The 24,652-nt window shown below is 62.2% G+C and carries 18 protein-coding genes; 9 read left to right on the top strand and 9 right to left on the bottom strand.

Annotation, left to right across the window (positions count from 1 at the left end; genetic code table 11):
- The first annotated feature begins 97 nt into the window (after positions 1–97).
- From ALII_RS0107090 to ALII_RS21580, 4 genes are all read left to right on the top strand, one after another.
- Positions 98–2,041: a nucleoside-diphosphate sugar epimerase/dehydratase gene (locus tag ALII_RS0107090; RefSeq protein WP_152529560.1), complete on the top strand. Its 1,944-nt coding sequence runs from the start codon at positions 98–100 to the stop codon at positions 2,039–2,041.
- 212 nt (positions 2,042–2,253) lie between these two features.
- Positions 2,254–3,558 (top strand): glycosyltransferase family 4 protein, encoded by a 1,305-nt coding sequence (locus ALII_RS0107085; protein ID WP_244437362.1) that lies wholly within the window; start codon positions 2,254–2,256, stop codon positions 3,556–3,558.
- 123 nt (positions 3,559–3,681) lie between these two features.
- Positions 3,682–5,496, top strand: coding sequence for a hypothetical protein (locus tag ALII_RS0107080; protein ID WP_024586624.1), 1,815 nt, complete (start codon positions 3,682–3,684; stop codon positions 5,494–5,496).
- A gap of 33 nt (positions 5,497–5,529) precedes the next feature.
- Entirely contained in the window at positions 5,530–9,213 is a 3,684-nt protein-coding gene (locus tag ALII_RS21580) for a glycosyltransferase (RefSeq protein ID WP_024586623.1), read from the top strand.
- Between the two features lie 21 nt (positions 9,214–9,234).
- On the opposite strand, the gene ALII_RS0107070 is transcribed toward ALII_RS21580, so the two are convergent.
- The 4 genes from ALII_RS0107070 to ALII_RS21575 form a co-directional block, all read right to left on the bottom strand.
- Entirely contained in the window at positions 9,235–10,581 is a 1,347-nt protein-coding gene (locus ALII_RS0107070) for a hypothetical protein (RefSeq protein WP_152529558.1), read from the bottom strand.
- A 711-nt stretch (positions 10,582–11,292) separates the two neighbouring features.
- The gene (locus ALII_RS0107060; RefSeq protein WP_024586621.1) at positions 11,293–11,550 is read right to left on the bottom strand and encodes a hypothetical protein; all 258 of its coding nucleotides are present in this window, start codon (positions 11,548–11,550) and stop codon (positions 11,293–11,295) included.
- An 18-nt stretch (positions 11,551–11,568) separates the two neighbouring features.
- Positions 11,569–12,573, bottom strand: a complete 1,005-nt coding sequence (locus ALII_RS0107055; RefSeq protein ID WP_024586620.1) for a methyltransferase domain-containing protein — start codon at positions 12,571–12,573, stop codon at positions 11,569–11,571.
- A gap of 114 nt (positions 12,574–12,687) precedes the next feature.
- Positions 12,688–13,767: a DUF2793 domain-containing protein gene (locus ALII_RS21575; protein ID WP_024586619.1), complete on the bottom strand. Its 1,080-nt coding sequence runs from the start codon at positions 13,765–13,767 to the stop codon at positions 12,688–12,690.
- 229 nt (positions 13,768–13,996) lie between these two features.
- Between ALII_RS21575 and wecB the strand changes: the two genes are divergently transcribed.
- From wecB to ALII_RS0107035, 3 genes are read left to right on the top strand one after another with little or no spacing between them, the layout of a single operon-like run.
- Positions 13,997–15,136 (top strand): UDP-N-acetylglucosamine 2-epimerase (non-hydrolyzing), encoded by a 1,140-nt coding sequence (wecB, locus tag ALII_RS0107045; RefSeq protein ID WP_024586618.1) that lies wholly within the window; start codon positions 13,997–13,999, stop codon positions 15,134–15,136.
- Between the two features lie 4 nt (positions 15,137–15,140).
- On the top strand, positions 15,141–16,397 hold the full coding sequence (wecC, locus tag ALII_RS0107040) for a UDP-N-acetyl-D-mannosamine dehydrogenase (protein ID WP_024586617.1): 1,257 nt from the start codon (positions 15,141–15,143) through the stop codon (positions 16,395–16,397).
- 51 nt (positions 16,398–16,448) lie between these two features.
- The gene (locus tag ALII_RS0107035) at positions 16,449–17,555 is read left to right on the top strand and encodes a glycosyltransferase family 4 protein (protein WP_024586616.1); all 1,107 of its coding nucleotides are present in this window, start codon (positions 16,449–16,451) and stop codon (positions 17,553–17,555) included.
- Here the strand turns inward: ALII_RS0107035 and ALII_RS0107030 are convergent.
- The gene (locus ALII_RS0107030; RefSeq protein WP_024586615.1) at positions 17,534–18,298 is read right to left on the bottom strand and encodes a glycosyltransferase family 2 protein; all 765 of its coding nucleotides are present in this window, start codon (positions 18,296–18,298) and stop codon (positions 17,534–17,536) included. The genes ALII_RS0107035 and ALII_RS0107030 overlap by 22 nt on opposite strands.
- Positions 18,299–18,391: 93 nt before the next feature.
- Here ALII_RS0107030 and ALII_RS0107025 point away from each other — a divergent pair, with 93 nt between their 5' ends.
- Complete coding sequence (locus ALII_RS0107025; RefSeq protein WP_024586614.1) at positions 18,392–18,976, top strand: sugar transferase; 585 nt, start codon at positions 18,392–18,394, stop codon at positions 18,974–18,976.
- Positions 18,977–19,012: 36 nt separating this feature from the next.
- On the opposite strand, the gene ALII_RS0107020 is transcribed toward ALII_RS0107025, so the two are convergent.
- The 4 genes from ALII_RS0107020 to doeA form a co-directional block, all read right to left on the bottom strand.
- Entirely contained in the window at positions 19,013–19,999 is a 987-nt protein-coding gene (locus ALII_RS0107020) for an aminoglycoside phosphotransferase family protein (protein ID WP_024586613.1), read from the bottom strand.
- 81 nt (positions 20,000–20,080) lie between these two features.
- Positions 20,081–20,608 carry an LPS assembly lipoprotein LptE gene (gene lptE / locus ALII_RS0107015; protein ID WP_024586612.1) on the bottom strand — a complete coding sequence of 176 codons (528 nt, stop codon included), beginning with the start codon at positions 20,606–20,608 and terminating at the stop codon, positions 20,081–20,083.
- Positions 20,609–20,717: 109 nt separating this feature from the next.
- Positions 20,718–21,884, bottom strand: a complete 1,167-nt coding sequence (argE, locus tag ALII_RS0107010; RefSeq protein WP_024586611.1) for an acetylornithine deacetylase — start codon at positions 21,882–21,884, stop codon at positions 20,718–20,720.
- 4 nt (positions 21,885–21,888) lie between these two features.
- Positions 21,889–23,073, bottom strand: a complete 1,185-nt coding sequence (doeA, locus tag ALII_RS0107005; RefSeq protein ID WP_024586610.1) for an ectoine hydrolase DoeA — start codon at positions 23,071–23,073, stop codon at positions 21,889–21,891.
- Positions 23,074–23,237: 164 nt separating this feature from the next.
- Between doeA and ALII_RS0107000 the strand changes: the two genes are divergently transcribed.
- Positions 23,238–24,608, top strand: coding sequence for an aspartate aminotransferase family protein (locus ALII_RS0107000; RefSeq protein ID WP_024586609.1), 1,371 nt, complete (start codon positions 23,238–23,240; stop codon positions 24,606–24,608).
- Positions 24,609–24,652: the final 44 nt, after the last annotated feature.

Below are 24,652 nucleotides of genomic sequence, written 5' to 3'. Positions count from 1 at the left end.
TGATGCAACCTGTGGCGTTGCTGGATCGTCGCGGCGCTCAGTTCATTGACCATCCCTTGAGGGCGATGCCTGGATTGGTTCGAGTATGAAACTGTCAATGCCCAGAACGGTTTTGTGGAGGCCGCTCAGTTTCCTCCTGGACTGCGCGGTCGCTGCAATCGCGTTTCTGGCGGCCTACGGCATCGTGTTTCGCATCGAATTCGTGCCCTCCGTGCCGGGAATCGCCGAAAAGACGCTGATGTTCACGGCGATCTGCGCGGTCTCCTTCATCCTCTTCGCCACGCATCGCGGCTCCTGGCGGTTCGTTTCGCTGCCGGAGATGATGAATCTCGGCAAGGCCACGGTCCTTGCGGTGGTCGTCTACACGGCCGGTGCCTTTCTCGTCTCGCGCGGCAGCAACGTGCCCAGAAGCGTGCTGATCCTGACCAGCTTCCTGATGTTCGCGGGGCTTGCCGGACCGCGCATCATGTATCGCCTGGCGGTCGAGGGCGGGTTTCTGCGACGCGGCATCCGCAAGCATGCGGCAGGCACTCGCTACGTGTTGATCCTCGGCTACACATCCGAGGCCGATGCGTTCATTCGTGCCACGCGCCGCTCGCCCGTCAATCAGTTCGACGTCGTCGGCATACTCGATGATCGCATCACCTCGCAGTCCATGCAGGGCGTGCGCGTCTATGGCCGGCTCGACGAGATTGATGCCGTCGTGGCCCGTTTGAAGCGCCAGCGGGTTTACGTATCGGAACTGGTCGTCGCGGAATCGCGGCCTGACCGGCAGCGGCTGATCGAGATCGTCGACCGGGCAACGGCCGCCGGCCTCAGGACGACGCGCATTCCCGACCAGATGGAAATGTCGCATGTCGGTCCGACCGGCGTCCTCGAACCGCGCCCGATCGAGATACGCGAACTCCTCGGCCGGACCGAGATCGTCACCGACGTCAGTTCGGTCGCCGACCTCATTCGCGGCAAGGTCGTGCTCGTGACCGGCGCGGGCGGGTCGATCGGCTCCGAACTCGTCCGGCAGATCGCGCAGTTCGATCCCAGCCGCCTCGTGTTGACCGACAATTCCGAGCACAACACCTACCTGCTCGACACCGAAATCCGCGACAGCTTTCCGCATCTCGATATCGTCACCCAGCTTGTCAGCGTGCGCGACGCCCTGCGGCTCGATGCGGTTTTCGCCACCCACCGGCCGCAGATCGTCTTCCACGCGGCCGCGCTGAAGCATGTACCGATCGTCGAAGACAATCCGATCGAAGGGATCAAGACAAACGTGATCGGCACGCGCAACGCGGCCGATGCGGCGCTGAAGCACGGCACCGCCATCTTCGTGATGATCTCGACCGACAAGGCCGTCAATCCGACGAACATCATGGGCGCGTCGAAGCGGGCTGCCGAGGCCTATTGCCAGGCGATCGACGTGACGTCGGCGACGACCCGGTTCAAGACCGTGCGGTTCGGCAATGTGCTGGGATCGAACGGTTCCGTCGTCCCGCGCTTTCAGGAACAGATCCTGACCGGCGGTCCGGTGACCGTCACGCACCCGCAGATCGTGCGCTATTTCATGACGATTCCCGAAGCGGTGCGCCTCGTTCTCCACGCTACCGCGAAGACGCTGGACACGGGGCCGGAACGCGGGACGATCACGGTCCTGGACATGGGCAAGCCGGTGCGCATTCTCGACCTGGCCGAGCGGATGATCCAGCTTGCCGGGCTGCGGCCGGGCATCGACATCGAAATCTCATTCATCGGACCCCGCCAGGGCGAAAAGCTCTACGAGGAGCTTTTCGATCCGAGCGAACTCAAGGGTTCGCATCTCGACGACGGCTATGTCATCGCCCTGCCGCGCATTATCGACGGCACCTTGATGAAGCGCACGCTCGACAATTTGCAGAAAGCCGCCGAGGCGGAGGATGCCGGCCGGGTCATCGATTTGTTGCGGCATATCGTGCCGGAGTATCAGCCAGCGCCGCCGTCGCAGCAGGCCCGCGTGGACGAAGCGGACATCGACCGCGCGGCCGCGCCGGTGCGCCCGGCCGAGTGAGGTCCACGTTCCGCCTCTTTTCCCCGGTAGCCCGGTGGCTTATCTGCAAAGTCTCGACGGGGAGGCGCAACCGCGCCTCCCTATTGACTTGTTTCGAATGCGGCAGACACGGCGCTATTCGCGATAGGGCGCGACGGTTACGCTGACGCTTGCTTCTGAGCGGCAACACCGCGATCCGCCCCAAGAGAAAGTTCGGTATGTCTCGAGTTTCCATGATCGTGTGGAACAATTTCCGCAACGATGCGCGTGTGCTGAAGGAAGCCGAGACGCTTCAGGCGGCCGGACACCAGGTGACGGTGTTCGCGCTTCACACGCCTGGAGAAACGCAGCGGCGCGAGACGCTCGGCTCCGGGGTCGAGGTCGTGCGCGTGATGCGCAGCCCGTTCTGGACCCTGCGCCAGCGCCTCGGCCTGACGGCGAAGCCGGCAGGCGATCATGCGCCGAGTGCGGCTTCGGCCACCTCCGCCAAGCCGGCGTCGCGCAGCAAGCTTCGTCTGGCGGCCGGCATCGTTACGCGTGGGACGACGCACAGCGCGCTTCTCGCCGCGCTCGTCGCATCGCGCCCCGATGTCGTCCACGCACATGACTTCAATACGCTACCAACCGCCTGGCTCGCCTCCGTTTTCACCCGCGCTGCGCTCGTCTATGATGCGCACGAGATCAGCACCGATCGCGAGGGCTATGCGCGCGAGCGCAAGTTCATCGGCTGGATCGAAAAGCATCTGATGCCCCGCGCCGGCGCCACGATCACCACCACCGACGCGCGGGCGCAATTCTTCGCCCGGGCCTACAAGGTGCCCCGGCCGATGGTTCTCCAGAACCGGCCGCGCCGGCAGGAATGGGTACCTTCGACCCGCATTCGCGACGAACTGGGGCTGCGCGAGGACTGGCCGATCATCGTCTATCAGGGTGGCATCCAGTCCGGCCGGGGCCTTGAACGGCTGGCGGCCGCCGCAGCGTCGGTTCCGGGCGCCTATGTCGTCTATATCGGCAGCGGCAAGTCGGAACCCGCCGTCCGCAAGGTGATCGCCGAATTGAAACTCGAGGAACGGGTGAAGCTGATCCCGAAGGTCGATCTCGACCAGTTGCCGGATTATACGCGTTCGGCCGATATCGGCGTGCAGCCGATCGAGAATACCTGCCTCAACCACTACACGACCGATTCCAACAAGCTGTTCGAATATGTCATGGCCGGACTGCCGGTCGTGGCGTCCGATTTTCCGGAGATACGCAAGATCGTCCAGACCGACAGTCTCGGCCTGCTCGTGCCCTCCGACGACACCGAGGCGTTGGCGACGGCGCTGCGACGGATGGTCGAGGATCGCGGCCTGCGGGAAACCTTCGCGGCCAATGCACGCAATGCCACCGAACGGCTGAACTGGGAAGCGCAGGAGCATCTTCTGGTCGAGATGTATGCCCGCCTGACCGGCGCGGTAGCCATCGCGCAGATTTCCGGCACGGACGGAGGCGGCGACGAAGCCAGGCCCCGCGCCTATGTGCGGACGGACCACCCTTAGGGATAGAGGGATAGTGGGTCAAATCATGATGAAACATGTCGCTCATGACGCTATGCTGCGGCGCGCCAACATCTGCCGAGGCCGCTTGCAGGGCAAGTCGACCGATCGAATTGGGATAGTGCTATGTGGCTGATCCGGAATGTGCGCGCCTATGCGGGCTGGGCGCTGTCGATCTGCAACCGGCTCGTGCGTATCGCGCCGGTCTCGCTTGCCGTCATCGTCGTGGCGACGCTCGTCTCGCGCGTGTCGCACCTGCTCGCGTTCTTCCTGCCGCTGAAGCTCATCATCCTTGTCGGCTCGCCGCATGTGCCGAGCTATTTTCCGAGTTCATTCCAGGCGATCGAGCGCGAAGTGCTCGTCGCCGCCCTCGGCGCCGCGACCGTGGGCATCTATTTCGTGCATCTGATCGCCGACAAGATTATCGACATCTTCTCCGAGCGCACCGGGGATCTGGTGCTGGCCAAAGCCGACAAGCTTCCGATCTTCGCCAACCAGGACGACATGGTCCACAAGGCCTGCCGGCGCTTCGCCGACACGCTGGCGGCGACGATCTTCGTGGCGCTCGTCATCGTGCTCATCGGCTACCTTCACCCGAGCGTCGGCTTCGTCGTCGTCGCCTGGGCGGGCACCTGGTTCGCCGTCGCCGCGATCGGCGGCGCCGTCAGCCCCGGTTTTCGCCAGTGGCTGGAGGCCAACGGCACGCAATATGTCTCGAAGGCGAGTTCCACCGGTTTCTTCGCGATCACGACGCTGATCGTGGTGGAATTCATCAGCGGCGCGTCCTTCCACATCCTGTTCGCGATCATCAGCCTGCTGCTCGGCCGGCAGACGTTCCAGAGCCTCGCCCGCATCGTCAACAACGCCATCGCGTTGTCTCCGATCAAGCTGCAGATCAATTCGCTGTTCTTCCGCGGGCATGTCTGGCAGGGGGCATCGGCGATCGCCGGCAAGGGCGTCTGGGACCTTCTGGGCAAGGGCGAGCCCGAGAAATGGCTGCCCGCGGCGCTGACGGCGGCGACGGGCGCGCAGGTCGACACGGCGCGAATGGACCTTTGGCACCAGACCGGCCAGTCCGATGTGCTGGTCTTCGACGTGCGTGCTGAAGCCGCACGCGGCGAGGACCGCTATTTCGTCAAGCTCTTCAGCGCAGGGCGTGCCCATGCCGCCGTCCACGAGACCGCTCTCCTGAAGGCGCTGCCGGATGGCCAACTGCCCACGCAGGAATTCCTTGGCGCGACCGATGTCGACGGCATGACCTGCCTCGTCTATCGCCGCGGCAGGGGGCGGGCGCCGACTGCGCGCGAATGGTCGGCCGATCTGGCGGAAATCCGCGGCCGCTGCTGGGCGTGTCAGTTGCCGCGCGACATGGTGCTGCGCTTTCGCCGCTCGCACCGCCTGCTGCCGCAGCGGCTTGCAGGCATCGACATCGAACGGATGGAACTGGTCGCCACGAGCGCGAAGGAGCGCGGCAACGTCGAGCGCCTGCGCGCCATCCGCCAGCCGTTGATCGAGTGGCTCGAGCGGATGCCGCTCGCGATCCACAATCCCGACTTCACGATCGACAAGGTCAAGCACCGCAAGAGCGAACCGCCGGTCGCCACGCACTGGGCACGCTGGGCGCTGGAGCCGATCGGCGTCGGCTGGTCGACCGGCAAGCGCGACCACGCGAGGGCGCAGGAATGGCTCGCTCATGCCCACCAGGCACGCGCCGATCTCTCCGCAGTATCGGCCGACGACGTCATGCTCGTCGCGCTGCTGTCCGAGTTCGAACGCGCCTTTGCCAGCCAGAAATACCGCACCGCGATCAACCTGGTGAGCAGGATCGAATTGGCTTTTGCCAAAACGACAATGATGGCAGAAAAGCCTGCCGACGCGCCGCGCCATCCCGCCCTCGCGCCCTCCGACCTCGTCGCCGCACGGACATCCACCGCCGCCTGACGCGCCGACCATCACGAAACCCGATTGGACCAGATGAACATCAAGTCGATAGCCATTTTCTATGGGCACGTTGCCAGCAATGTCGGCGACATCGCGATCAATCGCGGCGAGGTGAATCTTCTGCAGGCGGCCTATCCGCAGGCGCAGATAACGGCCGTCCTCCTGAACGTGAAGAACTCGCGCTACATGGAGACGTCGAAGGCGTCGTTCGGCCCCGAAGGCGCGGTGCGGCTGGTCGAAGTCTCCGACAGCGACGTCAGCGGTGTCGACATGGCGCTCGATCCGGAGCGTTGGCTGGCCCATTGCGGGGTCGCCGACGCCGACCTGGTCGTTCTGGCCGCCGGCGAGCATCTGTTCAGCTACGAGGGCAACGAGAATCCGCGCAATCTCTTCTGGCGCACGCTGCCGGCGTTCGCGGCCCGACAGGCCGGCAAGGGATGCCTCGTCATGCCTTCGACCTTCGGTCCTTACGAGACGAAGTCCGCCCGCGCCCTGATGGAGGCGCTCATCGCGGGTGGGCCGCGCATCGCAGCGCGAGAAACGCGTTCGATCGATGTCCTGCGCGAGCTCGCTCCGGGCTTCGAGCCGCAGGCGCTGCTCGATCCGGCTTTCTTCATCGTCCCGCCGCCTGCGCGGGCACCGGAAGAGGGTCCGCGCAACATCGCCCTCGTCATGCGCTCGGGCCATTGGGGCATGCGCATTGCCGAAGACGCGCGCCTCAACATCAAGGCCGACGATCCGGAAATGGCCGAGCAGGAGACCGCGTACCGTTTCAGCCTCGACTTTAGCCGCAAGGTGCTGGACGAGACGGAACACCGCGTCACCATGTTCGTCCAGACAGATGCCGACCGCGCGATCGCAGAAGCGGTGGAGCGCGAGCTTTCCGGCTCGCCGCAGGCGGCCCGTTTTCTCAAGCGCCCGGTCGCGACGATCGACGACTATCTGGAGGCCCTGAGCGCCGCCGACCACGTCGTCGCCTCCCGATTTCATGCGCTCATCCTGGGCATGGTCTGCGGCAAACCGGGCTACGGGCTCTATTTCGCAAGCCACGGTCACAAAATCCCCGGCCTGATGGACCTCGTCGGCCGCCCCAGCGACTGTCTCGACCTGTCGACGATGGAGGTAGGCCAGACCGTACAGGCGGCATTCGATGCGGCGACGGGACCGCTGGACTTCTCCCAGACCGCCGCCCGGCTTGAAGCATTGCGCGCTGCGACGATGGATTGGCTGAAGGGCGAATGGGTGCAGGTCGGGCGCAGTGCTTTAGATGCACGGGACATTGCCGCCTTGGCAGCGACGGCAGGTAGTTTTTATCATGAGCAGGCGCACCGATTCAGCGCCGATGCATATCGCCGGCGACGTCAGCTAACAAACCACGACAGCAAATCCGAGCAAATGCAGGCCGCAATCGAGGCTAGTGATCAAATGATTGCGAAACTGACTTTTGAACGGGACGCTAGTCGCCAAAAAAATCGAGACAGTCAAAAGCGTATTGAGATACTTGAAAATGCGATTATCGGGCTTGAAGGTATTCAAATCGACCATGATGCTGCTATTGAGAAATGGAAACATGGCGGACGCCGTATCCAGTTATTAGAAGAGCAGATTATGGTACTGAAGCAGATAACCGCAGAACGTGACGAACTGGAGCTGCGGATTGAGGAACGGGAGCAGCGAATTCAGGCGCTTGAAGCAGACCTGGGCAAGCTCAAGAAAGCCAAAGAAGAGCGTGACGCGCTGAGAGCGGATCTCATCCTTCGAATGAGACAAATCTCTAACTTGGAAAAATCGCTGGAAAGCCTTCAGGCGGTCAAGACGCAGAACGACGTCCTTCACACGCAGAAGGCGGATTGGTCTCGAAGGGTGTCGCGACTTGAAATGCGTTTGCACGACCTTGAGAACTCGACGACGCTCAGGATTGGTAGTGCGCTGGTGGCTAGCGCACGATCTCCAAAGGAAATCGCTGGCCTGCCGAAAGTTTTGCTCAATATCTACAAGGACAGCAAGCTCAGAAAAACGGGCCAAGGCTCGCTCAAGCTGGCCGAGGACAACGACGACGAGTCGGAATTTTGGCGCGTGTACCGAAAGTCGGGCCCGAACGGACTTATCCAATGGATTGCGACTCTTCATCCCACAGATGAAGGCGCCCTTCGATCCTCATTGATGTCCGCGGCCAAGGAACTTGACGGCAAAGGTGAATATCTGGATGGCATTGTGCTTCTTCGCCATGCCGTGAAGCTTGATAAGACGGATGCATCGTTGCGCGCGCTCTATTGGTCTCTACAGCGAGAGGTCGATTTGGAAGGCGCTTGGGCTGTCATACGTGACTTGCGCGCCTTGTATGGGGAAAAGCCGACAAAAGTGCAGCGCGAGCGTCTTGCTAAACTCAGCAGAAGCGCCGCGTTTCAACTCTCCGTCGTAGAGAAAGTTCAAACGCGCTCTGAAAAGAAGCTGACGCCGGTTTCCAATCGAATTTGTTACGTTCTGCACAACAGTCTGCCTTTCGCATCAGGAGGATACGCAACGCGCGCGCAGGGGGTTGCACTCGGTCTTAAAAGTGCTGGTTTTGACGTGGTAGCACTCACGCGTCCCGGATTCCCGTTGGATGCCAAGCCTGAGTTGACGCCGGATTCGATCCCGTTGCAGGACGAGATCGAAGGCATCCCCTACCGTAGACTGCTGACCCCGTCGCGGCAGGGGAGTTCTGCCGTTGGCTATATGGAAGCCGCCGCCGATGCGATGGCTGCGGAATTCGAAAAGATTCGGCCTGCATTCGTGCTGGCAGCATCCAACTATCAAACGGCGTTGCCGGCGCTCCTTGCTGCGCGACGGCTGGGAATTCCGTTTGCATATGAAATTCGGGGGTTTTGGGAAATTACGCGCATATCGCGCGAGCCGGAGTTCATCCATACCCCTTCATACAAGATTCAAGAATTGCTTGAGGCTGAAACCGCCAAGCGTGCCGACCATGTTTTCACGCTCACTGGCCCCATGAAGCAGGAGATGGTGCGCCGTGGCGTTGCGGCGGATCACATTACGCTTCTGCCAAATTCATGCCAGCCCGAACGTTTTCTCCCGCGCCCGCGCGACGAGGCGCTAGCGGCAAGGCTGGGCATTCCAAGCGAGGTCACCGTCATCGGCTATATCGGCACCTTCGTTCAATATGAGGGGCTTGAGCTCCTCGTGGAAGCGGCGGCAAACCTGCGCGATCGCGGGCTTTCGTTCCGGCTGCTTCTTGTTGGAAATGAAAACGTCGCAGCCGGTGATGCCGGTCCGATCACGACCGAGGTTCAGCGTATTGCCCAAGAACGCGGGCTGGATGATTGGCTGATAATGCCCGGCCGCGTACCGCATGACCAGGTCGAGAGCTATTACTCGCTGATCGATATAGCACCTTTCCCGCGCAAGGCGCAGCCGGTGACGGAAATGGTCTCGCCGATGAAGCCACTTGAGGCCTATGCCATGGAAAAGGCTGTCGTCGCATCGAGCGTCGGAGCCTTGCAGGAGATGGTGCAGGACGGCAAGACGGGACTTATATTTGAAAAAGATAATGTTGCCAGCCTGACCGACACACTGGCTCTGTTGATAGCTGAACCCGAACTGCGCATGCAGCTTGGAAGGGAAGGACGCCGCTGGGTGGAGGCAGAACGTACATGGGATTCTACTGCCAAGATTGCCGCTGATAAAATCAAATATATTATTGAAGAGTTGCAGTAAACTTGGGTAAGGGGCAATTAATTATAGGTACGGCACTTTGGCCATCGCAGGTATGCTTCGTGCGGTAAGGCGATGGAGTAAATCCTTAGACAGCCTCTCGTCCTCAGGCAGTCCTAGTCCGACCTCGTATAGGCGCCTGCTATTCATTCCGGTGATTGACTTAACGGCCGCATCCATCTCGTTGTGCATTGCTGCGCCCCAAATCCCCATTCGGTGTTCCCAGTAGAATACATCACTGAGTCCATATCCCTTGAGATCGCTATAGTCAGACATTTCACAGAGTTCAGAAAACGCATCCAGTCCTATCGACATATAGCGCTCACCAACCTCGACCGGCTTCATGGAACTCCCATAGGCCTTAAGCATTTCCGACGGTGTCGCGCTGTACAGCTTATTGTGTGAAGTAAGGTTATAGAAGCCCCGGATAATTTCACCGCCGTAGCCCCGAATGAATGTGCCCTCGTTGAGATTGGTCATCATGTCGTCCGTCAGCTTTGACCTCCCCCGAAAGCCTCCAGAATTTCTTCCCGCCAGCCGTGCCGTTGGGCTTTCGATGCTCCCGGTCATGGCTAGGTAGCTATGGTCAAGACCCAGAATGTCGATCGTTCGCTGAATGATCGGACGTTCATTCGGCTTTATCCATGGTTCGGACCACGTAATCGCCTTGAAGGGCACACTGCTTCGAGCATACTCAACCGCTAAGACTCGCGTGTCGATGCCACCTGTTATCCCGATGACCGGATTCGGGACGCTCCGTGCTAAAGCAGCGACGGTGATTTTCATCTCGTCTACGAACTGATCAAATGTCGAAGGCTGACATTCGACTGTAGGCCAAAAACGCCTGATGTTACCCGTGCTGAAATTGTAGTGATGATTTGGCGGGAGTGCTAACACGTCGCTATAAATCGTACGGAGGCCGGGAAGGTACTTGGTGTTGCGAGCCTTGTACTCCGGGAGCACGACGAACTCGCGCATATCCGGGCAGCGGATATGTCCATATGCTAGCGCCAGTATTTCGCTATGTGATGCCACAGCACCGCCCTGCCGCCGCCAAAAAATGGTGCGCGCGCCGAAGGCGTCGTGGAGGATGCGCAGTGCGCCATCGTTCCATATCGCTGCGAACCGACCAGAAAGGTCATCCCAGTTTCGGTCAATTGCTGCTTGTTCGACAGTTCCTCGGATAGCGTGGACATCCCCGATAAACAGAACGTCGGCCGCGATGCGCGATTCAGTCTCGGGGTGAAGGTGGACAGTTAGTCCTTCAAACTCAAGCACAGACCAATGCACAGACGGCTGGCTCCAATCTGGGGACGGTGCGTGGTCATGGTCATGGGCGAGAAAACCGAAGCGAAAAAGACGTTTATCCATATTGCAGTTCTATCCACTTTACCCACGCACCGCCAATCATTCAGAATGAAATATCCTGCGCGACGGCTCGCGCTTAACATAGTGAAATTCCCAGGCCGTGTAACCTCCAACCTAAACCTCCGAAACGACGTTCCAAAGAATCTAGAGGTTAATCACGTCGCGTTGTCGAACAAATTGAAGATAATGGCGTCGAAGTGGACGCCCTCCATGCCAGCGGAGCCGGCGAAGCTGTTCAATGTGGATTCCGTGATAGTGGGCCGAGGCTCTTTTGCCATCGATGCTGTAGGCAGACCAGTGCCCAAGATCGTAGCGTGCGATTTCGTCCCTGGCTGCAGCAACGCCGCTCATTCCAAGTTCCCGCGCGTCGAGGAGCCGCTCGCGCTTCGCAACGTCCAATAGCCCTAGCACCGCAAAGAGATGCCCATTCAGCACGCGTGGCTGATCGTTTCTGGGATGGGCGATCTTCTCGAACCACAAATTTCCGTGTCGCGTACGAACACATAACCCGCCCTTGTCGATCTCGACCGCAAATGCCCTCAATAGGCTCGGGATATGAGCTCGGTAACTATCCTTACCCGTCAACGAGGCTGCGATGCTCAGTATCTGGCACCCGACGGCTTGTGCATGGCCGGATTTCCATCCGGCGGGCGTCGAATACGAGAATGGATATGGGTATTCCCACCAAGAGAATTCGGGACCTCTGATGATCTGTCACTGCACCCAGTCGGCGCACTTGATGAGCATGGCTTGCGCGTCATCAGCATTTTTCGGATTGCCGCCTCGGTTTTCCGGCCAGCGCTTCCAGTCGTAGCTGAGCAGCAGCGGCCTTTGAAAGCGACCGCGAAGGAATTCATTCCAGTACCAAAGGCCACGCTCGGCCACGGCGAGGATTGATCGCTGAAGCCCCAACTCGATGCCTCGGTAATTGGCATAGTCGCTGTAAGGTATGCCGTCGCCATCGACGTACATTTTGAATGCCACGTAGACTTACCCTTTGTCTGACTCAAGGAACCAAACACGTTTCTGTTCAGTCAGGGTCTCGCTGAACACGTGACTGTCGACTATATGCCAGCCGCAAGCTCGAATGAGCTGCTCGATGCCGTCTTTAGACAGCCGGTTTTTCAGCGGAAGCTCCGGATCAGCTCCCGAAACGTCGCCCATTCCATGGTTCAAGCACACCAATGCGTTTGATTTCGAGACCCTTCGAAACTCCTTCAGGCAGACGGGAACAAGACGAGACGGTAGGCTAGATTCAAGGAAGCGTAAGCACACGACGACGTCAAAGGTATCGTCAGCATATGGCAATGCGTCCGCTCGCCCTATCTGGACATCGATTGAGTCGTATACTGTAGTGCCGAGTGCATCTCGCGCCGCTTGCAGCATATCCGATGAGAACTCAAGCCCCGATACTTGCATTCCCTTTGAATTGTAAATATCAACGAAACGGCCTGTGCGGAATGGTATATCAAGAACGGAACCGCCGTCCGCTATGTGAGAAAAATAGATTGCCACGACGTCTTGTTCGGCAAGCCACAAAGGAGCATTCCGTCGTTCAGCAAGATAGTTTCGGGCCGCGATTCCGGTTATCGTCCCCATTGTTGAAACGCGTTTTGAAGGTCTTTGGTTTTCTTGGGGTTCATTTTCCAAGTCCTCCACGGCCGTGGTCTCATCGAGTATATCCTCGTCGTTGGATCTGAACTCGCTTGCACCGCCCGACCTGTGGATCAATCCCAGTTCGTCGATGGCGACGCCGACTTCGGCTTCTCCCCAGCCGGCCTTGCAGGCCGCAGACCAGACCTTGTCGAGCGCTTCATCGATATCGGGCTGGTCTTCCAGGCCCCAGTCGAGGATTTCGAAGACGCAATTGTGCAACGCGCGCAAGCATTTCTGTTCGCGGTCCTGATGGCCTGCCGAGATTGACGGTCCGGGGATGTCGGGGTGCAGGCTGTCGACCAACGCCCGCTCTTCGGCTTCCGTTCGAACCTGCATCATTCCGCGCCGTACTCCGTGCCAAGCCTCTGCAGCGGGGCATGGAGGTCCGATCCGCGGCAGGCACCCCCATATATGAGGAGTGCCGCCGCCTGACCAGCCCGCCGGCAGGTTCGCTCAACTCGCGGCGCGGTAGACCAGCAATCCGCGCGCGACGAAACCTTGTCCGGACGGCACGTTGGCGACCGTGAGGGCGCTCGCGACGCCGGGTCCAAGGCCAAGGCAGGTGAAGAAGGTCGTGCTCGCTTCCGGCCGCGTGACCAGCGTCTGCGCGTTGGGTGGATAGGTCGTGCCGCTGCCGTGCTGGAACGTGTTGGCGACCATCGGGTCGCCGACGGGGACGGGCAGGCCGGCGATGCGAAGCTGGCCGGAGGCGGTTCCGTAAACCGGGGTGGCGGCGACATGCACCAAGGCAATGACGAGATCGCCGATGCGCCAGTAAGCCCCGGCTTGCGTCGCATAGCTGACGGAAAGGTCGCCGGGCGAGGCGAAGGTGAGCGTCGGTGTGAAATCACCCGATTGAAAGGTCGAAAGAAGCGAGCCGTCACCGATTCGCAGGCCGTGCGGCAGGGTGGGCGCGCCGTCGGCGGCGTCGATGACGACCGCTTCCTTCCATGTCGTGCCGTCCTGCGACAGCTTGATATGAAAATTGTCCGTGCCGGCCGTGCCCATTTCCGCCCGCCCGGAAAAGCCGGTCTGGAACAGGAGGCTCGCCGTATCGGCAGCGGTGGCCTTGTTGACGGTGAGCCGATGGCTGTCGCCTTCGTGGCTGAACAGGCTGGCGGGCGAGCTGACCGCGAGACGGTTGGCTTCGCTGGCCGTGGCATTGAGGCCGAGCATGTCGGCATCGGTGCCGCCCGAGGTGACCTTGCTCCACGCAGCGCCGTCATGGACGACGAGTTCGCCATCGTCGCGGACCCAGGCGAGCCAGCCTTCGCGGGGCGTCAGAAACGTCCAGCCGCCGTCCTGTGCAAGGGCGACGCGCCCGTCCTGGCCGGCCCAAGGTGCGCTCGCGCCTGCAGGCACGATGTAGCGAACGCCTTCGGAGATATCGCCTGCGGGCGCAGCTTCGGTGCGGCTGGCGACGCTCAATTGCACCACGGCGTCGAGGATGCGCAGCGCTTCATTGTGTGTGACGTGCTTCTGCGCCTGGGACGGGAGGATGAAGGGCAGGTCGAGATGGGGGGTGGCGGTCATCGGGTTCTCCTTTTGTGCCCGATCCTACTGCAGCGGGAAGGAGTGGGGATAAGTTCGCCGAATGCGCCCCATCCGGTTCGGCATCGTGCCGGCGCGGGGATTGTCAGGGGGGGCCAGATCGCGTAACACCCGACCCGCCATTCAATGCCGCCTGCCGGCCTTCCATCATGCTTGACGTCCACAAGGACCTCGTGTGGGGCTTTTCCAGAACCGACCCAGGAGTTTGTCCGTGAGTGCACTCAAAGTGCTGACCGTTACCGGCACGCGACCCGAGGCCATCAAGATGGCACCGCTGATCCAGGCGCTGGCGCGCGACGCCAGGTTCGAATCGGCCATCTGCGTCACCGCCCAGCACCGCCAGATGCTCGACCAGGTGCTCGAACTTTTCGATCTCGTCCCCGATTTCGACCTCGACATCATGAAGCCGGGGCAGAACCTGTCGGGCATCACGGCCTCGATCCTGACCGCGATCGGCGAGGTTTTCGAGAGCTTCAAGCCGGACATCGTGCTGGTGCACGGCGACACGACCACGACGCTGGCGACCACGCTGGCCGCCTATTATCACAAGATCCCGGTCGGCCATGTCGAAGCGGGCCTGCGCACCGGCAATCTCTATTCGCCCTGGCCCGAGGAGGCCAACCGCAAGCTGACGGGCGCGCTCGCCGCGCTGCATTTCGCCCCGACGGACGGCTCGCGCGCCAACCTTCTGCGCGAGGGCATCGACGAGGCCAGCATCCACGTCACCGGCAACACGGTGGTCGATGCGCTGCTGCATGTCGTCGACAAGACGCAGACCGACGCTGCGCTGCAGGGCGAGTTCGCCGGGGAATTCGATTTCCTCAGCGACGACCGCAAGCTGATCCTCGTCACCGGCCATCGTCGCGAGAGCTTCGGCGGCGGGTTCGAGCGCATCTGCCAGGCGTTGTTGAAGATCGTGCAGGATTTCGACGACGTGGAAATCCTCTACCCGGTCCATCTCAATCCGAATGTCCGCGAGCCGGTCAACCGGCTGCTGGCCGGCGTCGATCGCGTCCATCTCATCGAGCCGGTCAACTATCTGCCCTTCGTCTGGCTGATGAACAGGGCGCATCTGATCCTGACGGATTCGGGGGGAATCCAGGAAGAGGCGCCTTCGCTCGGCAAGCCCGTCCTCGTCATGCGCGAGACGACGGAGCGGCCCGAGGCGGTCGATGCGGGGACGGTTCGGCTGGTGGGTACGGATGTCGACCGGATCGTCGGCGAGATCGGCGAATTGCTGCGCGATCGCGACGCCTACGACCGGATGAGCATGGCACATAATCCTTATGGCGACGGCAAGGCCTGCGAGCGCATCCTCGACGCGCTGGCCAACAGATTTGAGAAACGTTGATTTCATGACCTACAAGACAATTTCCGTCATCGGCCTCGGCTATATCGGCCTTCCCACCGCCGCCGTCTTCGCCTCGCGAAAGACCAAGGTGATCGGCGTCGACGTCTCCACGCGCGCCGTCGAGGCGATCAACCAGGGCAAGATCCACATCGTCGAGCCCGATCTCGACGTGGTGGTCCACGCGGTGGTGACGGAAGGATGGCTGCGCGCGACCACGACGCCGGAGCCGGCAGATGCGTTCCTGATCGCGGTGCCGACGCCGTTCAAGGACGGCAACCAGCCGGACCTCGCCTATATCGAGGCGGCTTCGAAGGCGATCGCGCCGGTTCTGAAGGCGGGCGACATCGTCATTCTGGAATCCACCTCGCCGGTCGGTGCGACGGAGGAGATGGCGGCGTGGCTGGCCGAGGCCCGGCCCGACCTGACCTTCCCGCAGACACATGGCGAGGCGTCCGACATCCGCATCGCCCATTGTCCCGAGCGCGTCCTGCCCGGCCACGTTCTGCGCGAACTCGTCCAGAACGACCGCGTCATCGGCGGTATGACACCGAAATGTTCGCAGGCGGCGGTCGATCTCTACAAGATCTTCGTCGAGGGCGAGTGCATCGTCACCGATGCCCGGACGGCCGAAATGTGCAAGCTGACGGAGAACAGCTTTCGCGACGTGAACATCGCGTTCGCCAACGAACTCTCGCTGATCTGCGACAAGCTGGACATCGATGTCTGGGAACTGATCAGCCTTGCGAACCGGCATCCGCGCGTCAACATCCTGCAGCCGGGCCCGGGCGTCGGCGGTCACTGCATCGCGGTCGATCCGTGGTTCATCGTCGCGCGGACGCCAAACGAGGCGCGTCTCGTGCGCGTGGCGCGCGAGGTAAATGACGCCAAGCCGCACTGGGTGATTTCGAAGGTCAAGGAAGCGGTCGGCGCGTTCCTTCTCGACAATCCCGACCGCACGGCGCGGGACGTGACGATCGCCTGCCTCGGCCTGACCTTCAAGCCGAACATCGACGATCTGCGCGAAAGCCCCGCCGTCGAGATCGCCGAAGAACTGGCGCGCACGCTGGAAAGCCGGCTGCTCTTCGTCGAGCCGAACGTGGAAGAACTGCCGAAGGGCCTTGCGGGCCGCGAGAAGGTCGATCTCGCGACGGCTGTCGAGACGGCCGACGTCCTGCTCTTGCTGGTGGCGCATAACGAGTTCAAGAAGCTCGGCACCATGGTCCGCCCCGGCCAGACGCTCTTCAAGGCGACCGCGCTCTAGCGGCGGTTGGAAGACAGGCGGGAGGGCGGCTCGGCAGAACGGACAGACGTCATGAAGATATGCCATCTCACATCCGTTCACGAGCGTTACGACATCCGCATCTTTCTCAAGCAGTGCCGCTCGCTGGCAAGGGCCGGTCATGAGGTGACGCTGGTCGTTGCGGACGGCCGTGGGCCGGAGACGCGCGACAGCGTCCGCATCGTCGATGCCGGCCGGCGGGCTGCATCGCGTCCGCAGCGCATGACGCAGACGACGCGCCGCGTGGAAGAGGCGGCGCGTTCGACCGGCGCCGACATCTATCATCTGCACGACCCGGAACTGATCCCGGCCGGGCTGCGGCTGAAGCGCGACGGCGCGAAGATCGTCTTCGATTCCCACGAAGACTACATCACTGACATCCTGACCAAGCCCTATCTGAAATTCGGCTCCGCGCGGCCGGTGTCGGCAGCGTTCGGCTGGTTCGAGAAGCGGGCGCTTTCCCGGTTCGACGGCGTCGTTTCGGCCTACGACGCCATCGCCGATGCCTATAGCGCGCGCGGTATCGCGTCGCGCGTCATCAACAACTACCCGATCGAAGAGGAAATCGTCCCTGAAGGCGGCCGGCAGATTTCTGCGGGATTCGTCTGCTATACGGGTGCGGTGACGGAAATTCGCGGCGTTCCGAAGCTCGTCGACGCCATGGCGCTTTGCAGGACGCAGGTGAAGCTGCTGCTCGTCGGCCCGTTCACGGAAAAGCGCGGGCAGGCGATGTGCGAGGCAAGCCCCGGTTGGAGCCGGGTCGAGGCGTTCGGCAGGCTCGATCGCGCGGCGATGCGGGATCATATGGCGCGGTGCGTGGCCGGTCTCGTCACGTTCCTTCCCGTCGCGAACCATGTCGCGGCGCAGCCCAACAAACTGTTCGAATACATGGCCGCCGGACTTGCGGTGATCGGTTCTGATTTCCCGCTGTGGAAGACCATCATCGAAGGCGAGGGCTGCGGAATCTGTGTCGACCCGAACGATCCGCGCGCCATCGCCGCGGCGATCGACGCCCTGAACGCCGATCCAGAACGCGCGAGGCGCATGGGCGAAGCTGGTCGGCGGGCGGTGGTCGCGCGCTATAACTGGAATGCCGAGGCCGAAAAGCTCGTCGCGTTCTACGAGGAACTTGCGTCGTAGCGAGCGTATTTGGCGCGATTGAGCACCGCATAGCGTCCGCACAGATATGCACTTCGAAGCGCCCCGAAGCCTTCGCGATGGCGGTAGATGTGCCAAAAGAAGCGCAGCACCTTCATCTTGTCCGACGAGACGCTTCGCGCGCCCACGCGGTAGGTCGCGAGTTTCTGCTGCAATCCGAGGATGCGCGTGCCGTCGCGCGTCAGTTCCAGCCACAGCGCGTAGTCTTCATGGCCGCAGATCGGAAAGGGCGGACGGCCCAACTTTTCCGCGTCGTAGATGGCCGTCAGGCAGCCGATGCTGTTGCCTTTGAGGAGGCTCGCATAGTCGGCGGAAGCGGGCGGCATGAAGGCGCCGATCTTATCGCCGCCGGTATCGACGACGTCGAAGCCCGTACACGAGATCGCCGCGCCTGCCTTATCCATTGCGCTCAACTGGAGCTCGGTCTTGCGCGGCGACCACAGATCGTCGGCGTCGAGAAAGGCGACATAGCGCGAACTCGCCTCGGCCAGCGCCAGATTGCGCGGCACGGCCGGGCCACCGCTGTTGCTGCCGGTCGACAGGAGGCGGATACGCGGGTCGCGCTCGGCATGGCGCCCGACGACATCGACCGTGCCGTCGCTCGACATGTCGTCGACGACGATCAGTTCGAAGTCCTGAACGGTCTGCGACAGGACGGATTCTATGGATTGCGCGATCGTCGCTTCGGCATTGAAGGCGGGCATGACGACGCTGACGAGGGGCATGAGATCGGCCTTGGAGCGAAGAACGGCGAGGTTGACAAACGGGTGCTCCGCTCGTGATAGCACCTTGATGCGAAGCTTCACACAGGACATGGCATGACCGCCGCCTCTCGCGACCCGGCCCCCGGCGGCAAGCGCCTGCTCGATATCGCGATCGCGCTGCCGCTCCTGCTCGTCGCTTCGCCGGTCCTCACCGTCCTCGTCCTGGCGATCAGGCTCGATTCGACGGGGCCGGGGCTGTTCCGGCAGATGCGCGTCGGGCGGGACGAGCGTGCGTTCACTTGCCTGAAGCTGAGGACCATGCGGGCGGATACGGGCGATCGCGCCACGCATCTGACGTCGGCCGATCAGGTGACGCGCATCGGCGGTTTCCTGCGGCGAACCAAGCTCGACGAGCTTCCCCAGCTTTGGAACGTTCTCAAGGGCGAGATGAGCCTGGTGGGTCCACGCCCCTGCCTCCCCTCACAGGACGAGTTGATCGTCGCCCGCCGCCGACGCGGCGTGTTTCTCGTCCGCCCGGGGATCACCGGCCTTGCGCAGGTGAGAGGCATCGACATGTCTGACCCCGCGCGGCTCGTCGAGCTCGACGCGCGCTACGTCGAAACGATGACGATGGCGGGCGATCTGGGCATCCTGGCGCAGACCCTTATTGGCAAGGGGCAGGGCGACCGGACTGCATAGACCAGCTTATTCGAAGCCGATCAACTTGACACAGGATTACCGATTGCGATGGGCCGCGATGGCCTCGTACTCGAGCAGGAAAATGTCCATCCCGAAAAAGCAGAACGCACAATAGGCGACGGGGCGCGCCAATGCTGAGACCAGCAATTTCAGCCCCATCGGAATGCGCTCTTTGTGAATGGTGTTGCCGTTCAGGAGCCAGAAGATTTCTTGAAATCGCATGACCCGCAACAGCCGCTTCGGGCAGACCGAAACGCCCTGCCGCCCCATCTCCTCCACATATGTTTCCGCCGCAAGGCGCTCGAATTTGCCTTTTCCGCTCGAAAAGCGTCGCAGACTGGCGCCGTGAGGGCCCATGGATACGTTTTCCCAGTCGACAATGGTCGCCTTGTCTCCGTTGATCAGGACATTGGGGCCTTTCAGGTCGTTGTGGGTCAGGACGCTGTCAGCCTCGGTCAGTTCGAAGCAGGCGAGGTCCTCGATCGACTTCAAGACCTGCAGGTGCCGGCCGAACTCTCGACGCTGCTGATGCGTCAGCTTCCAACTGACACGTCGGTGGCAAGGGGCAACCCACCAGGCGCGCGATGGCAGCTTCATCGTCTCCGGTGCGGCATGCAGTGCTGCCGTAACGCGTGCGATCGACCTTACGGTGCTGACTACAGCTTCGGACGGCATGGTGTTGAAACTGGAATAAGTGTCCCCGTCTTCATGGCTCCACACATCGATCTGCTCGTCGCCGAGCTGGATTGATGCCAGCAATTCTGGAACTGGAAGGCCTCGACCGGATAGAATGCGGCTCGTCTCGACGGAGCGCTTCAACGTGCAGATGCGGACATGGAAAGTCAGCGGGGAATCGCCCGTCCGACCGTCAATTTTCCAGAATGAACGGCGGTTTTGCTTCCCATGGGCGCTGTTGGATGCGTCCGTGCGAATTGCGCGGGTCAATTCGACCGCACCGAACCGCGGCAGGAGAGCTGCGGCGATTGCACTGGCGCGTCGTGCCCCGATCTCCCCAATGGACATTGCACACCTTGACGAAAATAGCGCCGCGCGTTCACACAATCGAAGCAGGTTGAGACCTGCAACGCAATACACGCAAAAGGCTCAGCTACCCGTCCTGTTGAGGTCCCGTATCAGGGAAAGACGAACGGCTTCGGCAGCCTCTCGTGCTGCCCGGTCCTGTGCGTCCTGTTGGGCTCTCCTTGCGGCGAATTGTTGCCGGCTGACGTCGAAGGCAGCGCGGGAAGACGTGCGCCCTTCGGCAACGACGCGACCATCGCGATTGCGCAGGCTGTACTGCACCGTGACCGTCGATACGGCCGAGGTCGGCTCCTGCTCTCGGCTGCGCTGGATGGCAGCTGCAGAGGTTCGTGAGGTCCGCGCCGAAATCGCCAGGTCATAATCCGCCTGCGCCGGCTCGCCCGCGCCGCCGCTGAAAAGGAATATCAGATGATTGCGAACGTCCTGCGTCGTGCGGTCCCTAGCCGGGGAAATCGAAATCCTGGACAGATCGACGACGCCGGCGTTCGAGACCGTTCTCGCCACGACCGATCCATCGCCCTGGTAGAGAGGTTGTACCGTGCATCCTGACAAGGCGATCAGGATCGCAGCTAGTGTAATTCCGCGCATCATACCGTGTGGTTCCCTCGCCGTTGCGTACACCTACCGTGAAAATCCGCCACCGGGCAACACGAAAGACACCAGCGAGTTGCCGCAGACTCGGCAGGCGAGGGCTCGATCGTCAGTCTTTCGCGCTGAGCTGCTGTTGCAGTCTTTCCAGCATGCCGAGGCAGGCGTCGAGTTGGGCGATTTCGACGAATTCGTCCGGCTTGTGCGCCTGCGCGATCGATCCGGGGCCGCAGATGACGGCCGACATGCCCATGCTCTGGAAGAGGCCGGCTTCGGTGCCGAAAGAAACGAGTTCGGCTTCGTGCGCGCCGGTCAGTTCGAAGACGATGTCGCGGGCTTCGGACTGCGAAACCGGCAAAAGGCCCTGCACCTCGCCGACGACATGGGTAACGATGTCGGCATGGGCGCAGACGTTGCGCATGGCGGGGCGCAGAACATCGTCGATATAGGCGGCGAGTTCGGCCTTCACATGGTCGGAATCGTCGGTGTGGACCGGCCGCATTTCCCATTCGACCGAGCATTGGCCGGCGATGGTGTTGCGGGCATTGCCGCCGGCCATCCTGCCGACCTGCACAGTCGTCCAGGGCGGCGAGAACCGGCTGCCGGCAGGTGCGCGTGTCTTCAGTTCCTCGCCGAGTTCGAGGAGGCGCATGACGTATCGCACGGCGTATTCGACGGCGTTGACGCCCTTGTCCGGCTGCGAGCCGTGGCCGTCCATGCCGGTGAATTCGGTCGTGTATTCGTAGCAGCCCTTGTGACCCTCGATGACGCCCATCAGGGTCGGCTCGCCGACAATGGCGACCGACGGCTTGATGCCGGCCTTGGCGAGTTCGGCGACGAGCGCCTGGCCGCCGAGGCAGCCGACCTCCTCGTCATAGGTGAAGGCGAAGTGGAGCGGGCGCGCCAGCCTCGCGGCGGCGAAGCGCGGCGCCATCGCGAGCGATGCCGCGATGAAGCCCTTCATGTCGCAGGTGCCGCGCCCGTAGAGTTTTCCGTCGCGCTCGGTGAGGGTGAACGGGTCGCTCGACCAGTCCTGGCCCTCGACCGGGACGACGTCCGAATGGCCGGAAAGCACGATGCCGCCATCGCCTTCCGGGCCGATCGTGGCGAAGAGGTTGGCCTTGGTGCCGGACGGATCGAGCGATACAGAAAGCCGCGCGCCAGCGCTCGACAGAAGATCGCTCGCATAGGTGATCAGTTGCAGATTGCTGTCGGCCGACACAGTCGGGAAGGCGACGAGATCGGCGAGGATCGCGCGGGTCCGGGCAAGGTCGCTCAACGGCCTATTCCTTGACGATGAGCTTGCGCGGGCGGTCGCAGAAGCATTCGGCCGCGCCGTCGTCGCGGATCAGAATGCTTTCGGTGATCTCGAGCCCCCAATCGTCCATCCAAAGGCCCGGCATGAAATGGAACGTCATGCCCGCTTCCAGTACGGTCTCGTCTTCCTTGCGGAAGGAGATGGTGCGCTCGCCCCAGTCCGGCGGATAGGAGATGCCGATCGGATAGCCGCAGCGCGCGTCGCGCTTGATACCGGCCTTGAGCAGCGAGGCGTGAAGGGCGTTGGCGACGTCGCAGGCGCGATTGCCGGGCCGCGCGGCCTCGAGGCCGGCCTCCAGCCCTTCGACGAGCGCCTTTTCCGCGTCGACGAGATATTGCGGCGGCTTGCCGAGGAAGACGGTGCGGCAGAACGGGGTGTGGTAGCGGCGATAGCACCCGGCGATCTCGAAGAACGTCGCCTCGCCGCGTTTGAACTCGCGCCCGTCCCAGGAAAGATGCGGCGCTGCGGCGTCGGTGCCCGAGGGGAGAAGCGGCACGATGGCGGCGTAGTCTCCCCAGTGGCCGTCCGCGCCGCGGATCGCATCGCGATAGATTTCGGCGACGAGCTCGTTCTTCTTCAGCCCCGGCTCCATGCGCTCGGCGATGCCGTCGACGACCACCTCGGCGATGCGCGCGGCACGGCGCATGAAGACGATTTCCTCGTCGGACTTGACGGTGCGCTGCCAGTTCACCAGCGCCGTGGCGTCGACGAAGGTCGCGTTGGGGAGCGCCTTTTCGAGCGTCAGATACGCCTTGGCGGAGAAATAGTAATTTTCGAGTTCTAGGCCGATGCGTTTGCCGGCATAGCCGTGCCGCGTAAGAATCTCTGCCAGATCCTGCATCGGATGGCGCACGGTCGACTGCACATATTGCTCGCCATAGGGCTGCACATCGTCGGGCGACATCCAGACGGTGCGCAGCGCACCATTGCCGTCCTGCGCACGGCCCCACCAGATCGGGTCGCGATCATGGAAGACGATCACGCCCTGGTGGACGTAGAAGGACCAGCCATCATAGCCGGTGATCCACGACATGTTGGACGGGTCCTCGACGAAAAGGACGTCGATCTCCTTGTCGGCCATCGCCTTTCGCACCTTGGCGAGGCGGCGGTCATATTCGGGGCGGGAGAAGGGCAGGTCGATCGCTGGCATCGCAGGTCTCGCAAGGAGGAAGTGACGCTGCACGCTATCCGAACCGCAGCCGCGATGAAAAGCGGCAGTTGCGACCATCGGTGACGGATCATTGGCACAAGGGTTTTCTTATCCCCCGCCGCTGATCCATAACCGGAGCGACCTCAACTCAAGGAGCCCAAGCGATGCTGAAGAACGACATGCTCGACCAGTGGGACCGTGCGCATTTCTTCCACCCGTCGACCCATCTCGCCCAGCACGAGCGGGGCGAGACGCCGAACCGGATCGTGACCGGGGGCAAGGGCGTCCATATCGAGGATCGCGACGGCAACCGCCTGCTCGACGCCTTCGCCGGGCTCTATTGCGTCAATGTCGGCTATGGGCGGCCTGAGATCGCCGAGGCGATCGCTGCCCAGGCGAAGGAGCTCGCCTACTATCACGCCTATGTCGGCCACGGCACGGAAGCGTCGATCACGCTGGCGCAGATGGTGCTGGAGCGGGCGCCCAAGAACATGTCGAAAGTCTATTTCGGGCTTGGCGGCTCGGATGCGAACGAGACCAACGTCAAGCTCGTCTGGTACTACAACAACATTCTTGGCCGGCCTGAAAAGAAGAAGATCATCTCGCGCTGGCGCGGCTATCACGGCTCGGGGCTCGTGACGGGCTCGCTGACCGGGCTGAAGCTCTTCCACGACAAGTTCGACCTGCCGCTGGAGCGCATCCTTCACACCGAGGCGCCCTACTATTTCCGCCGGCCCGATGCGGCGATGAGCGAGGCCGATTTCGTCGCGCATTGCGCAGGCGAACTGGAAAAGCTGATCGCCCGCGAAGGCGCCGACACGATCGCCGCCTTCATCGGCGAGCCGGTGCTGGGCACGGGCGGCATTGTGCCGCCGCCGGCGGGCTACTGGGAGGCGATCCAGGCGGTGCTGCGCAAGCACGACATCCTGCTGATCGCCGACGAGGTCGTGACCGGTTTCGGTCGCCTCGGCACCATGTTCGGCTCGGACCATTACGGCATCGAGGCCGACATGATCACGATCGCCAAGGGATTGACCTCGGCCTATGCGCCGCTTTCGGGCTCGATCATCTCGCAGAAGGTCTGGGAAGTGCTGGCGCGCGGGACGGATGAGAACGGACCGATCGGTCATGGCTGGACCTATTCGGCGCATCCGATCGGGGCGGCGGCGGGTGTTGCCAACTTGAAGCTGATCGACAGCCTCGGGCTGGTGAAGAATGCCGGCGAGACGGGGGCGTATCTGAACGCCGAAATGCGCAAGGCGGTGGGCGACCACGCCCATGTCGGTGACGTTCGCGGCGAGGGGATGCTTTGCGCGGTCGAGTTCGTCGAGGATCGCGACAAGCGCTCGTTCTTCGATCCGGCGAGAAAGATCGGGCCGTCGGTCGCGGCCGCTCTCCTCAAGCGCGGGGTCATCGCCCGGGCGATGCCGCAGGGCGATATCCTCGGCTTCGCCCCGCCGCTTTGCCTGACGCGCGCGGAAGCCGACGAGATCGTGCAGAAGACCGCGGAGGCGGTGGGCGAAGTGCTCGGTTGACCCCCGCCGGCCTCGATCTGATCTTATATAGGTAATTCGGTCTA

Source organism: Aliihoeflea sp. 2WW, assembly GCF_000497755.1.
Classification (GTDB): Bacteria; Pseudomonadota; Alphaproteobacteria; order Rhizobiales; family Rhizobiaceae; genus Aliihoeflea.
This window is presented reverse-complemented; position numbering and strand designations above follow the sequence as displayed.

Excerpts from the sequence above, each read along its gene's own strand:
- ALII_RS0107090 (WP_152529560.1), top strand. The coding sequence starts at position 98 with ATGCCCAGAACGGTTTTGTGGAGGCCGCTCAGTTTCCTCCTGGACTGC.
- ALII_RS0107085 (WP_244437362.1), top strand. The coding sequence starts at position 2,254 with ATGATCGTGTGGAACAATTTCCGCAACGATGCGCGTGTGCTGAAGGAA.
- ALII_RS0107080 (WP_024586624.1), top strand. The coding sequence starts at position 3,682 with ATGTGGCTGATCCGGAATGTGCGCGCCTATGCGGGCTGGGCGCTGTCG.
- ALII_RS21580 (WP_024586623.1), top strand. The coding sequence starts at position 5,530 with ATGAACATCAAGTCGATAGCCATTTTCTATGGGCACGTTGCCAGCAAT.
- ALII_RS0107070 (WP_152529558.1), bottom strand. The coding sequence starts at position 10,581 with ATGGATAAACGTCTTTTTCGCTTCGGTTTTCTCGCCCATGACCATGAC.
- ALII_RS0107060 (WP_024586621.1), bottom strand. The coding sequence starts at position 11,550 with ATGTACGTCGATGGCGACGGCATACCTTACAGCGACTATGCCAATTAC.
- ALII_RS0107055 (WP_024586620.1), bottom strand. The coding sequence starts at position 12,573 with ATGATGCAGGTTCGAACGGAAGCCGAAGAGCGGGCGTTGGTCGACAGC.
- ALII_RS21575 (WP_024586619.1), bottom strand. The coding sequence starts at position 13,767 with ATGACCGCCACCCCCCATCTCGACCTGCCCTTCATCCTCCCGTCCCAG.
- wecC (WP_024586617.1), top strand. The coding sequence starts at position 15,141 with ATGACCTACAAGACAATTTCCGTCATCGGCCTCGGCTATATCGGCCTT.
- ALII_RS0107035 (WP_024586616.1), top strand. The coding sequence starts at position 16,449 with ATGAAGATATGCCATCTCACATCCGTTCACGAGCGTTACGACATCCGC.
- ALII_RS0107030 (WP_024586615.1), bottom strand. The coding sequence starts at position 18,298 with ATGCCCCTCGTCAGCGTCGTCATGCCCGCCTTCAATGCCGAAGCGACG.
- ALII_RS0107025 (WP_024586614.1), top strand. The coding sequence starts at position 18,392 with ATGACCGCCGCCTCTCGCGACCCGGCCCCCGGCGGCAAGCGCCTGCTC.
- ALII_RS0107020 (WP_024586613.1), bottom strand. The coding sequence starts at position 19,999 with ATGTCCATTGGGGAGATCGGGGCACGACGCGCCAGTGCAATCGCCGCA.
- lptE (WP_024586612.1), bottom strand. The coding sequence starts at position 20,608 with ATGATGCGCGGAATTACACTAGCTGCGATCCTGATCGCCTTGTCAGGA.
- doeA (WP_024586610.1), bottom strand. The coding sequence starts at position 23,073 with ATGCCAGCGATCGACCTGCCCTTCTCCCGCCCCGAATATGACCGCCGC.
- ALII_RS0107000 (WP_024586609.1), top strand. The coding sequence starts at position 23,238 with ATGCTGAAGAACGACATGCTCGACCAGTGGGACCGTGCGCATTTCTTC.